The sequence below is a fragment of the Schlesneria paludicola DSM 18645 genome, assembly GCF_000255655.1.
Lineage (GTDB): Bacteria > Planctomycetota > Planctomycetia > Planctomycetales > Planctomycetaceae > Schlesneria > Schlesneria paludicola.
In genome coordinates, this window is the sequence record NZ_JH636435.1 from 289774 (window position 1) to 303858 (window position 14085).

At 53.3% G+C, this 14085-nt stretch carries 11 protein-coding genes; 3 read left to right on the plus strand and 8 right to left on the minus strand.

Going from position 1 to position 14085, the window contains the following annotated elements; all coding sequences use genetic code 11:
• Positions 1-136: 136 nt before the first annotated feature.
• The 3 genes from OSO_RS0118530 to OSO_RS0118540 are packed head-to-tail and all read right to left on the minus strand — an operon-like array spanning position 137 to position 4307.
• Complete coding sequence (locus OSO_RS0118530; RefSeq protein ID WP_010584694.1) at positions 137-1822, minus strand: hypothetical protein; 1686 nt, start codon at positions 1820-1822, stop codon at positions 137-139.
• On the minus strand, positions 1819-2547 hold the full coding sequence (locus tag OSO_RS0118535; RefSeq protein WP_010584695.1) for a hypothetical protein: 729 nt from the start codon (positions 2545-2547) through the stop codon (positions 1819-1821). The genes OSO_RS0118530 and OSO_RS0118535 overlap by 4 nt, the downstream gene beginning before the upstream one ends.
• A complete protein-coding gene (locus tag OSO_RS0118540) occupies positions 2544-4307 on the minus strand; it encodes an Hsp70 family protein (protein ID WP_010584696.1) in 1764 nt (587 codons plus the stop codon). Before OSO_RS0118540 ends, OSO_RS0118535 begins: the two co-directional genes overlap by 4 nt.
• 987 nt (positions 4308-5294) lie before the next feature.
• Between OSO_RS0118540 and OSO_RS52650 the strand changes: the two genes are divergently transcribed.
• Positions 5295-5774, plus strand: a complete 480-nt coding sequence (locus OSO_RS52650) for a GNAT family N-acetyltransferase (protein ID WP_050986161.1) — start codon at positions 5295-5297, stop codon at positions 5772-5774.
• 529 nt (positions 5775-6303) lie between these two features.
• Here OSO_RS52650 and OSO_RS0118565 read toward each other — a convergent pair.
• The 4 genes from OSO_RS0118565 to OSO_RS0118600 form a co-directional block, all read right to left on the minus strand.
• Entirely contained in the window at positions 6304-7488 is a 1185-nt protein-coding gene (locus OSO_RS0118565; RefSeq protein ID WP_010584699.1) for an AAA family ATPase, read from the minus strand.
• 1111 nt (positions 7489-8599) lie between these two features.
• Entirely contained in the window at positions 8600-9064 is a 465-nt protein-coding gene (locus tag OSO_RS0118580) for a hypothetical protein (protein ID WP_010584702.1), read from the minus strand.
• A gap of 12 nt (positions 9065-9076) precedes the next feature.
• Complete coding sequence (locus tag OSO_RS44130; RefSeq protein WP_010584703.1) at positions 9077-9661, minus strand: RNA polymerase sigma factor; 585 nt, start codon at positions 9659-9661, stop codon at positions 9077-9079.
• 759 nt (positions 9662-10420) lie between these two features.
• Entirely contained in the window at positions 10421-11800 is a 1380-nt protein-coding gene (locus OSO_RS0118600) for a hypothetical protein (RefSeq protein WP_010584706.1), read from the minus strand.
• A gap of 304 nt (positions 11801-12104) precedes the next feature.
• On the opposite strand from OSO_RS0118600, the gene OSO_RS0118605 reads away from it, so the two are divergent.
• Complete coding sequence (locus OSO_RS0118605; protein WP_010584707.1) at positions 12105-12815, plus strand: transposase; 711 nt, start codon at positions 12105-12107, stop codon at positions 12813-12815.
• 157 nt (positions 12816-12972) lie between these two features.
• Here OSO_RS0118605 and OSO_RS0118610 read toward each other — a convergent pair whose 3' ends face one another.
• Positions 12973-13440: a YceK/YidQ family lipoprotein gene (locus tag OSO_RS0118610; protein WP_010584708.1), complete on the minus strand. Its 468-nt coding sequence runs from the start codon at positions 13438-13440 to the stop codon at positions 12973-12975.
• Between the two features lie 281 nt (positions 13441-13721).
• Here OSO_RS0118610 and OSO_RS44135 point away from each other — a divergent pair.
• The coding region (locus OSO_RS44135) for a transposase (protein ID WP_040592826.1) at positions 13722-14085 on the plus strand (364 nt) is incomplete at its 3' end.

Here is a 14085-nt window from a genome sequence, read left to right on the forward strand (position 1 = left end):
ATCGACACGTCATCCGCGTGGTTGACCAAACTTTTACCCTCGTTCTTTCGTGATGAGCGACGCGACGAATGCTCCGGGGTTTCGGCAAAGCCTTCCAACCACGGCTACACCATAATGGAGATACGGTCAATTGAACTCAGACGACGACCTTTTGCGCGTCTGACAGGAGCATGAGGCCGTAGTCGCTTCTGACGAGCGCCGTCGCCAGGCTGATGTATCCGTATTCGTCCTCGCTGTCCTCAACGTTTGACAAGTGCGTGAGAAGCTGGCGATAGGGCAAGTAGGTCCGTGTCAGGAACTGCTGAAACTCCGGGCGCCAGATTTCCGAGTAACAGGCCCACGCCAGACGCAAACACCATCGCTCCCAAATGAGCGGAGAATAACGTCTATCCAGCATCCAGCCGCCCGCTCCTGTGACCAGCACGCTCACGGCCAAGGCCCATCCTCTGGCGGGTGAGTCTTTGTTGAAGAAGCAGACTAGCGAAAAATACAAAACCGCAAAAAAAGTGATATAGAACACTTTGCGACCGAGATAGGCCCCGGTCACGCTCCAGCGCAACTGCTCGCCGAGCAAGGTTCGACTGGTTTTCGATTCCAACTCGAGGAGCATCTGACGGACACTGGCCTTGCCCGCAGTGCGAGGGTCTTCTTCGAAAGTCTGCTCTGAGATTTCCGCATTGAGAAATTGCCAGAGGGGAATGAACACGTCCACAGCGGGAGATTGCTCGTTGGGTGGAAAGGCCTCCAGCACATCCGTCGCCGATGTCGCAAGGTGAATCTGGCAGGCCAGAAACGCATTGCGTGCTTCCAGCGGCGATTTCGTGCAGTAGATCCGAATGGTGTGATCGATCAATTTTCGGATGGGATGGACTTCAACAAACTGCTCGCGGAGTTGAAGGTATTCACGCACGCGATACAAGACTTCGATTTCGTACTCAATCCCCGGTGGCAGCTCGTTGTGGTGTTTGTCGAGCAGTGAAAATGCGTTGGAAACCCACTTGTGATCGTCCGACCACATCGCCGCCTTCAGGAAATGGGCATAGAATGCCAGCTTGTGACCGAGGCGATAGTCGGAAAGATTGCTTTCACATTTCGTCAGGAGCTTACGGAACGTTTCAAATGGTTCATCACGAATGACCCGGTCCCATAAGGCCTCGGTCAGGGAGTAGAAACGGTCGTCAGGCATCACGATGGAGATTGTGCTCAGCAGTTTCGGAATGTCCTCTGAACGAATCGGTCCCCGGATCGCGGCATACAGCATTTGATACAACGCGGGATCACGAGGAAACAGTTTTAGTCCGATCAGAATCCACCTGACAAACTCTTGCGAGTCTTTGTCCTGCGTGTCGTCGGACAAGACCGCCAGCGCATAGTAGTGAAACGGTTGCTTATCCTGCTGGCGTTGGAGTTCCTCGTACAATGCCTCTGGCGATTCGTTCGCCAATCGCTCATGAAGCGGAAGAGCCGGAGTTTGCGGTGTCCGTTTGCGCTGGCGCGCGGGTTGGACAGCGTTTCCTTCGCCCTGATCTTGAGCCTGAGCGGGAGCGGGGGGCGTTTGCTCTGGGGGGATCCACGTGTACTTTTGCAGGACGGACGTCAACGAGACCGACTCTGTGCCATACCGCAGTTGGCTGTCGAGTTGCTCATAGGCGGTTCGAATTTGCTGGAACTCTTGCGGATGCTTCTCCGGTTTAAACTGTTTGATGAACCGGAAGTAGGCGCGTTTCAAATCCGCCTGGGTATATCCTAGCTGCAGTTCGAAGAATTCCTCGGGTGAGTCTGGCAGCTTATCCCAACGGGGATCGAGGGGTGAACTGCTCATGATTGGCTCATCGCGTATCGAAGGAGACGCAATCCGATGACAATCGCGACCCAGCCAATCCAGCCAAATCCTTCAAAAGAAAATTCAAAGCCTGACCACGTCTGCCCGCCCGCAGATTTCGCGACTTTGGATTTCGTGCTTTTTGGTGGACGGTAGTGCGTGATCGATTCCAACCAGTCCTGTTCCAATTCATAAACATCCGGCACGCGGCTTTTCAGCAATCGAACCATTCGAATGGCTTGCCCACGATTCTGCCGATCACGCAAACGTTTTCGAAATTTCTCTTTCACGCTCACAACGTCACGCGGCGAAGATACAAGCACCGTCTTCAAGGCCGTAAACAAACTCGAATCGAAGTCCTTGTGCCGCACCAGATCGGGAAATGTGTCCCGACTCGCCGCGGTGATTGAGAGCCGAGTTGCGGCATGCTTCAGATCGGGGAACGCTTTCAATTTCAGCCCGGCCAGTTTACTCCGCAGGGAGTCCAGCGGCATTTGCCAGAAATGCTCGCGGACGCGTTCGATGATGCGGGCAGCGGCAGCGCGTCGCTCTTCGAACTCTTCGCTGTCGCCGTCCATTTGACTCGCCGACGGAAGCGCCTTCAGCCCGAGATACTTGTTCCGCAACTCGACGATTTCGCCGGCCTGAAAAACGGGGTTCAGGCAGAGCGCACGTGTTAAATACCGCACGCGGCGTGAGTCCGAGTTAGAAGCGGAGGTATTCATGAGAGCTCGTTGTCGTCCTGATCTGCTTCCGCTTCGGGCGATTCGTACTCAATACCGAGACTGGAAAGCACGATCAGCAGCCCACTGCGTGCCACCTCGAACATTTCGCGGTCACCAGAAGACATGGCACGCTCGAAGGCATCGATCGCGCCCTCGAGTGATTCCCTCAGGTGTGGGCTGATTTCTCCCACAACGCGATCACAGAACAAGACCAACTGCTTGTTCTTGACGTCGTCCCGAGGATAGAACTTGAGTTTCCGCATCTTCTCCAATGCGGCGGCAATCTCTTTGGGGGTCAGATCGGCGGCGTGGTTCGTCAGCACGGTCTGAAACTTTCGGCCGGTCTCAGGGATGCAGGCCTCGACTTCGAGCAGACCATTTATGTCGTAAGTGAAGCGAACCAGAAATGGCTGGCCGGCGGGGCCTGGGGGGATTCCTTTGACGGACAACTCACCCAGTTTCAGGTTATCCTTGACCTTGCGCGCCTCACCTTGATAGACGTTAATCGTCACTTCCAACTGATTGGTCGCCACCGTCGAAAAAATTTGTTCTTTGGAAACGGGAATGGTGGTGTTCCGGTGAATGATGGGCGCGAAGTATCCCGGCTCCAAATAATTCCCGAACTCTTTCGCCAGTTCAACGCCAAGCGTAAACGGGCAGACGTCGGTCATGACCATGTCGCTGACGGCGGCGTTGTCAGAGATGAGAGCCGCCTGCACAGCCGCGCCAAGAGCCACAACCTCATCAGGATTGAACTTCGCCAGCGGTTCCGCGGAAAGGAACTCGCGGACAAAATCGACGACGACGGGCATCCGTGTGGCTCCGCCGACCAGAATGAGATCGTCGATTTCCGTTGGATCAACTTGGCCGTCCCGCAGCACTTTTCCGATGGGCCCCTTCAAGCGATCAACGAGTGCCTTGGATGCTTTCGCAAACGCCTCACGCGTGACCAGGACCGAGACGGCTTTCTCATTGATCTCGCCGTCGTCATTGGGAATGCGAATGCGAGATTGAGGTGCGTCAAGAAGTTGCCGCTTCGCCCGTTCACATTCCTCATGAAGTCGAGCGACCAGCAGTGGGGTCTTCAACTCCGCTGTCTCATACTCCTTGCCGAGCTGCTTGAGCACCGTCGCGACCAGCCGATTGGTGAAATCTTCACCGCCCAGATGACTCTCCCCTGCCGTCGAGATGATCTCCAGGCCTCCTTCGAAGATCTCCATCAGCGTCACGTCAAACGTGCCGCCGCCCAGATCGATCACCATCAGCTTCTTCACCGCCTCGCGTTCGTGAAACCCGTAGGTAAGGGCGGCCGCGGTCGGCTCGTTGATGATTCGCCGCACCTTCAACCCGGCCAGTTCGGCCGCCAGCTTCGTGGCCTTTCGCTGATGGTCGTTGAAATACGCGGGCACCGTGATCACAGCCTCTGTGACCGCTTCTTTCAAAAAGGCCTCGGCGTCATCTTTCAGCGATTTGAGGATCAGACTCGATAATTCCGGGGCACTGTAGTCGCGGCCCCCGAGACGGATTTTTCGGTTCGTCCCCATCCACCTTTTAAAACACCACGCACATTGGGCGGGGTGGGTCACACGAAGCTCTTTTGCCGGAAGCCCCACCAGCATGCTGCCGTCATCGAGCACGCCGACGACCGACGGAGTCAGCACACTTCCATGCACGTTGGGAATCAACTCGGGCTGACCGTCACGAAAGACGGCGCATAAGGAATTCGTCGTTCCCAAGTCAATTCCAATATCGAAGCCCATTCGACAAATCCTCGGCCTGCACGGAATTAGGTTGTGTGACGGTATAAGACGTGTCGTTGTATCACCGCATTTGAAACAGACATAGTATCCTGTCTTAGGATCAGTCTTTTGTCAAATACGATGCCGTGCTTGCCTCAAACCTTGGGGCGGCCGCGTTGGGGGGGGGGCTGAGGCGCCTCGACGGATATCACGTTCCATCTAGGCGAGACCTCCGCGCCCCAGGAAAATCTGTGCCCCCAGTTCGGACAAGCCGACGATTTCCAGGGTACGATCATGTGGCTGTTTGCGGAGAAACATGTTTACGAACGCGAGCGACTTGTCAGCGTGCCCCATTTCCGCCAATGCTTCGAGTCGCAGATGTGCTTTGCTGGCTGCTTTTTTTGAAATCCTTTCTCGAGTCGGGGCGACAAGACACCAATTGAACTTTTTTTCGCCGACACCCGCGGCTGGGAACCTGGGTTACTGGATCGCGTGAATGGCGTAACCGTTTTCATCGTATTGCATCGAATTCCGTCTGAAAGAGGCCAAGTGACTCGGCGATGCTGCTTGGGCGTGGCGAACTTCTGAAATGCCTCATGAGGTCAGATGCTTGACCCGGTAGGGATTGGCCACTTGGTCGAGAAACGCGGGTTTTGCAGACCGTGGGGTTGTGGTGTGGCGGTTAGTGCGGAACGCACATCTCAGCCTGTTGAAGTAACGGGGACTGGCTCCGATCAGATTAAAAAACGCCATGACATCGTGAGTGCCGAGGTGCCTTTCCCCCTGGCTTCAACAGGCTGATAGGGTCGCGATTGTGAAGGCAGTGTCATAGCATGGGAGCTAAGTTCGGTGTGGCATGAGACTTCAACCAGTGGTCCGTCGCAACTCGTTTGACATTCTTTTGACATTCTGATGTATCAAGGTTGGTAAGTTCATGCCGCACGGTCCAACGGCCGCAACGTGCTGCCGCACTTCGGCGATCGAACACCTGTTTTCCAGCGTGATCTAATGGTGACACTCAGAGACCTTACGCGAGACAATTGGGTTGAGTGCGCTCGCTTGGCCCTGGATGAGAACCAGCAAGGCAATCTTGCGAGTAACATCGAGACAATTGCTGAATCCAAGTTCGAAGAGCATCATCGATTGAGGGCGATCTATCATGGCGACCGGTTGGTCGGATTGCTCGCTTACACTCGCGAAGATGACCCACCCGATGAAGAACTGTTTTGGATATTCCGGCTGATGGTCGACAAGGATTATCAGAGACAGGGAATCGGTTTGGCCGCGATGCAATTAGCAATCGGAGAAATTGCGGAATTGGGAGCATCTCGAATCAGAACGATGCACAAACCAACCAATCGGGCAGCGGCATCACTGTATAGGAATCTTGGCTTCAGAGAGATTGGCTTTCTTGATGATGGGGATGTCTTGCTCGAAATGAGACTTACTCCAACCCGATACGATTGCGTCGATGAAGCTTCTGACTGACGAACTACTTGTGCGAATCGCCGTCGTCACGCTTCCAAAGTCATTGAAATTCGGCCTTGTCGTCGCAACATGTCTCTGGTTGCTTTGCATAATCATTCGCAATTATCTGAGGGCATCACACTTATTCTTGCCCGGCGCGACCGTTCCCGCGTGACGCGGAGGTGGCGTCATTTGTTCCGGATTGTCAAAGAACTGCAAATCGATTGATTCGGTCTGCGGCGATCAGCTTCTCGTTTTTACTGGGGCACACTGCTTTACGGTGGTCTGCGAATCGGCGGATGCGCGGCGTTCCGGAATTTGCTGGACAGCCGGGCCAATGCCTCTGAAACGCGTAACCTGCGATCGCTGAAGTGCATGGGATTGGACACCGTCTGGACAAGAGCTGGCCAGTGGGCCAATCCGTGTTCGGTGCCGCCGAGATTCGTCTTACTTTGTGTCAGATCGCAAGCCACGAACGCCCCGGAAACACTCCGTCGCGCGGACGACTGCTGTGCCACGTCACGATCCGTGATCTCGAATTCGTCTCGACTCACGATTTACTGCCCTCTACGTTGACTGTCTTGGATGCTGCCGCGTTGGTGCCGTTGTCCACTGCTTGCTCACCCTCGGTTTCGTCATAGAGGAACCGATCGAGTGTCCAGGGAAGGTGCGGATGCACGACGTCATCGTCTCGCAACTTCCAGGCCCACGAGTTGGCTCCGGGAATTCGCCACGAGATGCCTTTCAACCCACAGAACGCTCGTCGTAATGTTCTCTCACCAAGCCCCACAAAGTCTGCTGCGGCCTTCACGTGCTTGAATTCGTGTGTATCCGTGTGCATGAAATCGCGCAGCCAGCACATGGCCCGCGCCAACTCACTGAATTCCTGATCGAATAATGGGCGTCGTGCCCTCTCGCGTACCTCTACTTGGAAACGTTCGGCAGTCATCCAGATCGGTCGGCAGTCCCACTGAGCGCGCCCCTCGTTGAGCACGAAGGATCTGGCGGGCGTTTTCGCAACCAGATTGGTTTTGACCGGTAACAGCAGTCTGCGCTCGGGACGATACGGGTCACTGTCGACCCACCAGACCGATTGGGCGATCGACTCCAGTGGAATCATTCGAAGATTCGCTTTCGATGGACAATTCACCACGAGCAAAATGGCGACTTGCGTTGCTGCCGCAATCCTGGCGAGTTCCTGCATCGTCGAGAGGAAGTTCGCCCGATCGGCTCGGTCGTTCAAGGGTTCCTGCAAAAACGGATCAACAACGATCAGTCGCAAGGACGATCCGGCTGCGTGTCGCCTTTCAATTTCCTGTTTCAGTAGCGGCAAATCTTCTTGCAGTTGGATCGGCCGACACTCGTCCTGAATGCAATCCTCTTCCTTCGCTCGAATCCCATGAATGACATGCATGCGTTGCATATCAGCCCCCGCCGCCATTAATCGCGGCCGAAGGACTTCCGCGATTTCATACTCGGGCGAGACGAACAGCACATCATGCGCGTCGCTGGTGGTGGCCGTCGGTTGTGTATCCGGTTCTCGCACGGTCTTCCGATCACCCTGAGTTACCGCGGCGGCGACATCGATCGCCACGAACGACTTGCCGACTCCCGAAGGGCCGGCCAAAATCGAGACCATTCCCCGCGCCACCAGTTCGCCCCACAACCAGACAATCGGCCGAGCCTCAAGATCCCCCAGGCAACTGGCGACAAGACCTGCTTGCGGGCCGGGCATCAGGTCCGCGTTCGTCAATCGAACTGTACGTCCATGAGCTTTCACGCTATCCGCGTCATCACCTCTTTTAGCGATTTGAACCTCCGCGTTCTTTTTCTTCGCCTTTCGGCAGCCGAGTTTTTAAACGCGCGTAGTGTGATCATCGGTCCGCAACCCGGCGACCCCAATCATCCAAACGTTTGGAAGATGACTTCAGTCCATTCGTCGAGTTCAGCGGCCTCGCAAGTCGACCGCTCGTTGAAAATCAGAATGCCCCCATTTGAGTCAGCCCTATTCCGATCAGGCAACGACGGTTAGTGCTGTACGTCGTGATCCGTACGGGGGGCGGTCAAGGATGACCGTTCCTACCGCAATAGCCAAATGCCTCATTTGGTTATCGCCAGGAGACTGCGAATCAGCTTGGGATTGAGGCGTCTTTGCGGCCGCGGGGTCGGCCTCGATTGCAGGACGACGAAGAGACGGGCTCGTAACGGAAATCAGGTCAGGAAAATGGGGGAGTGGAATACAGGAAGATCAAGACGGAACTACAAGACGAACAAGGGGACACAAGAAAGAAGAATTCGCAAAAGGGGTGACAAGACACCGTTAGAACTTTTTTGCCGAGGAGTCCAGCACCTGCAACACTCGACGCTCAAATATGGAAAGGAATTGCGTCGCTTTTGAGCTGATTTGTGTACGCTCTGAAGACTCAACCTGACTTGGATCGTACGTACGACTGTCTCAGGACGGGGGGTAAGCGGATTGAGTCTTCACTGTTCACTTCCCAAAGCTTGAGCCATCGAAGTTTGAGTACAGTTGACGGTGGTGACGGCGGGGCTTTCCCGCGATACGTTCATCAAATACTGGTATGCAATTCTGGCGCCGACTTTCTCGATTTCTTCTGCTGTGAATCGTTTTTCAATATGTCCGCCGTGATCGCGCGGTAGTACCGAGATTCTGACTGGCCGCAACTCATTTGTATGATCTCGGTATTGCCCTTCGACGCCACGGAGAACGATCGGAAAGTCACTCCTCAGTACGGGCATGGTCGACTGTATCGCAGACGTTGTCGCGAGAAAAAATAAGCCCGGTTAAAATTCAACCGGGCTTATTTTCAAGCAATACTCGACAGTCATTTCTGATCATTAGGTTCGGTAAAAATAAAGACTTTCCCCTCTGAGTTATCAGTGTTACCAGTCGGCCCGATATGAATTTCCGTCAGCGGTTTGTCGCTTGTGGTTACGATTCCCGTACCGTTTCCAAAATCAACGGTCGTCGTAAAAGTGTCGTCGTCGTTTTTGATGCTGTCGCCAGAAACCTCGCCGTCTTCATCTGTCACTGTGCCGTCCTCTTCGACGAAAAAGCTAAAACCTTTCCAGATCGAGGGATTGACCGCAGCATATCCGGCGACACCCCCGCCTACGAGAATTCCCGTGACAATCAGTACTTTTGCGAGCATGTTTCGCTGTGCCGCACGTTGTCGCTCGACTTCCACCATCTGATTCTCCAAGTCTTGAAATAATGAGTCGCGATGAGAGGTGCCGTGAACGCGCAGCGACTCCAGAGCGGTGTCCACGGGATCGGAAATTCGTGACATGGCTTTCATTCCTCACAGTGGATTGGGACGCCTCTCGCTCCTTCGTTCGGCAGACTCCAGTTCAGTGCGCAGCAATCCTCTTCCACGCGCAAGTCGAGATTTGATTGTTCCTTCGGCGAGACTCAATATTTCGGCGATTTCCTCAATCGGTAACTCTTCGAGATAGTGCATCGACAGAACGGTCTGGTATTTGAGTGGTAGACGCAATAACAGAAGTCGCACGTGATCGGCACTGTGGATGTCGACGTCATCAGGGATCGCCGGTTCTGTCGCGAATCCGATAAAACACATCACCCGACGGCGGCGCAGCCTCCGATTGATTTCGTTCGTCGCCACGCGGTAGAGCCAGGCGATCAGGGGCTTATCATGCTGCTTGAACCGGCTGATGTTCTTCACCATCGCGAGAAACACAACTGCAACAATGTCTTCGGCTTCAGCCATGTCCCCGACTCGGCGCTGCACATAGTTCAGGACTTGTTTGGCATGCCGCTGATACAACTCAGCAAGCGCCACCTTGTCGTGACGGGCTTGCTGAATCAATGCTCGCTCATCGACGACCGAGATCGTGTCGTGAGCGGCTGACTTAACTTCGGACATCCAGAAAGTCCATGGTAGGTCGTTTGATCTTACGTGGTCAGGACAATAGCACGTTTGTCGTTTCACGAGAGATCATGCGCACCGACGCGATCAGGTTCCCAAAACAATCGCAAATCGCGTCATTTTTTGGGAATAAACGCCAATCGAACGCAACTCAAAAGCCAGACGATGGGCTTGATGGCCATTTCATTGCCTAGAGGCGATCAATTGACTGGCTCCGTGCCGAAAAACGATCGTTTTTTGGCATTCGTTGAGTCCCGCGAAAGTGGCGACGGGATTTGAACTCGGTAACTCACGTGGCGAGAATGCGTTGTGGGGAACCAAGTTTTAATGAATCCTTTTTCGACTCACACATTGAACCGGCGAGGTACATTCTGTCCTCGGACGCAAACCATGGGTTGCAAATAAAAAACGGCATTTCATCAAACACGATCGAAGAGCCGCTGATCACTCACAGTCGGGATGACAAGACACCGTTAGAACTTTTTGTTCGAGGTTCCGGCCAATTGTATATGCTCAACATCAGTATACAGAAAGAAATTGAGGCGATTATCGGCTGATCTGTCTACTCTAAGTCGGTCAATTTTTCTGCCTCGGCAGCATTCAACTTCGTGGATGCCGAATCACTTCCCAAATCATACAAAGTTTCGCCTTTTCTACTGTTTCCGTTCTCTTGAAAGTCGGGTGACCTCGCGAATGCATTCGGTCTTCCGAGAACCACTTGGGGGAATGGCAGGGAAATTTCACAGTCTGTGCTGATCAGTCCTTGATAAAGTCCTCAGCAAGAGTCTTTCCGTTTTCATCAATGACCCTGATGCGAATATTCTCGGACGGGAGCCAAAGCGTAGGAACGGCGTCATCGGCAGTATAGGCCATTTGATCAACCGGAACCGCATCTGGACTAATCTCATCCTGGTAGAACGCTTGAACCAAGAAAAACTCGCCTGGCGAGGGATGCCCGTGAAAATTCACTAGGTATGGTTTGCGTTTTCCACCCATGACCAACCACGACGGCCGGCCGTTCTCGTAACGGGAACGTGGGTGAAAAACGACAAGATCGCTGGTCACGTCATAATTCCCCGACAGCTTGAACGGTTTTCCATCCTTCTTGTTATGAAGGATGATCGGCGTCTCTTTGACGTAACCCTTTTCCAAGGCTAGGTGATATTCATGTCGTTCTTTTTTGACTGTGCCGCGTTCCGTCATCATTGTCTGGTCAATCGAAAGTGGTTCGATACCCGTAAGCGACTGAAACACGAGTGCCATGAACCGAACGTCCGCTTTCTTACCGTCGATTTCCCAGGTGGCACTGTTTTTGCCGATGTGTGAATAGCCCGCGTGCACCAGAATTTTTCCTTTTGGATCTTTGGAAAGAATTCGTTCTTTAAGGTTCTTTGCTTGTCCTTCCTCACGACGGTTCTGACTCACAATCGGATCGTCAGTCAGTTCAGTTGAGATCTCCGATTCGTATTCATATGGAACGACTTCGTAGCCGATTCTCAGTGCGATTCGAACCAAGTCTGCAAGCAGTGGTTCACGAACGTAGTAGCCTGTTTTAAGAGTGGGATAGACTCGGTTCGTTAACTCGACGTCCTTAACCGTTAGCGCTTCGGCAGCAAAGTAGCGAAAACCCTTTTTGTACAAGTCATCGAGTAGCCCAATTGTCCAGGCACGGTGCATCGGAACATGATGAGCTTCGTTGACCATGATCACCTGGTACTGATCGGCAAGATCGAGAACCGCAGTGGTGGCATCAATCGGCACGTAATCGTCAATTTGAAATGACGCATCGCGTCCAGGCGACGATCCCATCGTCTTGTCAAACTCCTTAAAGGCATCCTGGTGACGACCGACATACGAGTACTGGGCGGCCATGTGCTGCGACAGACTGCTTTTCCACATGTCGTGATGTTCGAACCTCGCTGCTTCCAGCTGTATTTGCTTAAGGTCTGACAAATAGGTTGTGTTTGTGCTCTTTTCACTCGGGAGGACAGGCTCAATCGATGCTTTTGGCTCATCACCGAGAATCAGAAAATCACAGTTAAAAGTCCCCAAAAGGCACGCCGCAGAGGTCAATCCGCCGACCAGCGTTCCTTTAACTGCGGCTACTCGCAGTGCACGCAACGGATTCAAACGCATGAGCGACTCCTCGAGCTTTCATATTAGAGAGTTTGGATGCCTCGTAGACGGAAGCAGTCTAGACAGAAGATGCGTAGCAGTCATCCCTTAGGTACTGTTTGAACTGCGCAACAACTTGATTTCATTTGCCTTTACGTTAGATCCCAAAAACAACCCTCGCCAATCAGCCGGACATTTGAATCTCACCTTTGCGGTACAGAAACATGCGTTTTTTAAGCAGAACAGCCCTTCGACGAGGTTGTTGGGAAAACAAAGGGGTCAGGACTCATTGAATTCTGTTTGACGGGCTATTATCTTCTCTTTCATGCCACAACCACCCCGCGCCGATGAAGCTGCCGGACTGTACCATGCCTTGAACCGAGGCAATGGACGGCAGGAGATTTTCCATAAATCCGAGGACTTTGCCGCATTTGAGCGAGTTCTTGCGGAAGGGTTAGCTTCTTATGATGTCACGCTCTTTTGCTTCCAACTCATGCCCAATCATTGGCATCTTGTCCTGCGTCCGAACGCTGATGGTGAGCTAAGTCGGTTCATGCGCTGGATCACCGCGACGCACACGATGCGTTACCGGGCTCATGACCGCACCTCGGGCGAAGGGCATGTTTACCAGGGACGATTTAAAAGCTTTCCAATTCAGGATGATGCGCATTTTCTGACTGTTTGCCGTTACGTCGAGCGGAATGCTGTTCGAGCCGGGCTAGTCAAGCAGGCGGAGGACTGGAGATGGGGTTCACTTTGGCGATGGATGCAACCGGCTGACCCCGATCCGGCATTGTTGTCGCCGTGGCCAATCCCTCGGTCACCCAATTGGGTCCATCGGGTCAACGAGCCTTTGACGGAGCAGGAACTTTCTGCCATCCGCAAATCCGCTCAGAAAGGCTGCCCACACGGATCGCTCGAATGGATCGAACAGGCCGCCGCACGGCTGGGTTTGGCCTCGACGCTCAGAAATCGAGGTCGCCAAAGAATCCACTTTCCAGAAATCGACGACCAAAACACCAACATTGAGTCCTGACCCCTTTGAGTTGCCCAAGCGGTGAACCCGTCCCCAAATTTGATGCAGCAATAAAATTCTTTGGTGAACAGTTCGGCTTTTCGACAAAAAGATGAGTGGTTTGACGGTCGAAATGATCTTTGGATGTGCCGCCATGCGACCATCAAGACGATGCCTACTATGGTTCAGGCTGGTCTGAATCATTCTGTTTGGAGTCTGGAGCAACTTTTGGTCGCCGCTGCGGTTCGAGCGGGACTAAACCTAAATCGTCCCGGTGAATCGACGGAACGAGTTCGTTTGTAGACTCATCGTCGGAATTGTGTTGCTTTTTCCAGAGCTTGTGAATGTCATACGGTAGAAGCAATGTATCCACGGCAACTGCCAGCGGGAAGTCGATAATCGCCACAGGGGCGAACAGATAGACTAGACCATCTTGTGCATCTGGGCTAAAGGTTGGGTCGAGCGATGACCTGAATGGCATGGCTGCTGCATAACAAACAGTGCCAACGTCATTGGTAGTGGCCGGATAAATCGCACATCGGTTATCATACGCACCCGTGCGAACGCCAATGCTTGCACAACTGACATTCCAGAAGAGCAGCGAGGTCGCCAGAGGAATCGTAATCAATCGAGTAGAGAAACGCATCGCAGTCTCGTAGCAGCAATCTAAGTTTCAAGTCAACCCCAGTTCCGTTTCCACCTCAAACTCCCGCTGACACGAGCCACTGCCAATGTGATGCTCAAACACTTTTGAGATAGAAAGTGTAAACGGTCATCATGCAGCCAGTTTCAACACGCCGAGCGACGATTTTTAACGACTTACGGCGACCGAATACTGTAACGCATATGTTTTAATTCACCGCTTAGGTAAAACAAAGGGGTCAGGACTCATTGAATTCTGTTTGACGGGCTGTTATGTTCTCTTTGATGCCACGACCACCCCGCGCCGATGAAGCTGCCGGACTGTACCATGCCTTGAACCGAGGCAATGGACGGCAGGAGATTTTCCATAAATCCGAGGACTTTGCCGCATTTGAGCGAGTTCTTGCGGAAGGGTTAGCTTCTTATGATGTCACGCTCTTTTGCTTCCAACTCATGCCCAATCATTGGCATCTTGTCCTGCGTCCGAACGCTGATGGTGAGCTAAGTCGGTTCATGCGCTGGATCACCGCGACGCACACGATGCGTTACCGGGCTCATTACCGCACCTCGGGCCAAGGGCATGTTTACCAGGGACGATTTAAAAGCTTTCCAATTCAGGATGATGCGCATTTTCTGACTGTTTGCCGTT

Excerpts from the sequence above, each read along its gene's own strand:
- OSO_RS0118530 (WP_010584694.1), bottom strand. The coding sequence starts at position 1,822 with ATGAGCAGTTCACCCCTCGATCCCCGTTGGGATAAGCTGCCAGACTCA.
- OSO_RS0118535 (WP_010584695.1), bottom strand. The coding sequence starts at position 2,547 with ATGAATACCTCCGCTTCTAACTCGGACTCACGCCGCGTGCGGTATTTA.
- OSO_RS0118540 (WP_010584696.1), bottom strand. The coding sequence starts at position 4,307 with ATGGGCTTCGATATTGGAATTGACTTGGGAACGACGAATTCCTTATGC.
- OSO_RS52650 (WP_050986161.1), top strand. The coding sequence starts at position 5,295 with ATGGTGACACTCAGAGACCTTACGCGAGACAATTGGGTTGAGTGCGCT.
- OSO_RS0118565 (WP_010584699.1), bottom strand. The coding sequence starts at position 7,488 with ATGCCCGGCCCGCAAGCAGGTCTTGTCGCCAGTTGCCTGGGGGATCTT.
- OSO_RS0118580 (WP_010584702.1), bottom strand. The coding sequence starts at position 9,064 with ATGTCACGAATTTCCGATCCCGTGGACACCGCTCTGGAGTCGCTGCGC.
- OSO_RS44130 (WP_010584703.1), bottom strand. The coding sequence starts at position 9,661 with ATGTCCGAAGTTAAGTCAGCCGCTCACGACACGATCTCGGTCGTCGAT.
- OSO_RS0118600 (WP_010584706.1), bottom strand. The coding sequence starts at position 11,800 with ATGCGTTTGAATCCGTTGCGTGCACTGCGAGTAGCCGCAGTTAAAGGA.
- OSO_RS0118605 (WP_010584707.1), top strand. The coding sequence starts at position 12,105 with ATGCCACAACCACCCCGCGCCGATGAAGCTGCCGGACTGTACCATGCC.
- OSO_RS0118610 (WP_010584708.1), bottom strand. The coding sequence starts at position 13,440 with ATGCGTTTCTCTACTCGATTGATTACGATTCCTCTGGCGACCTCGCTG.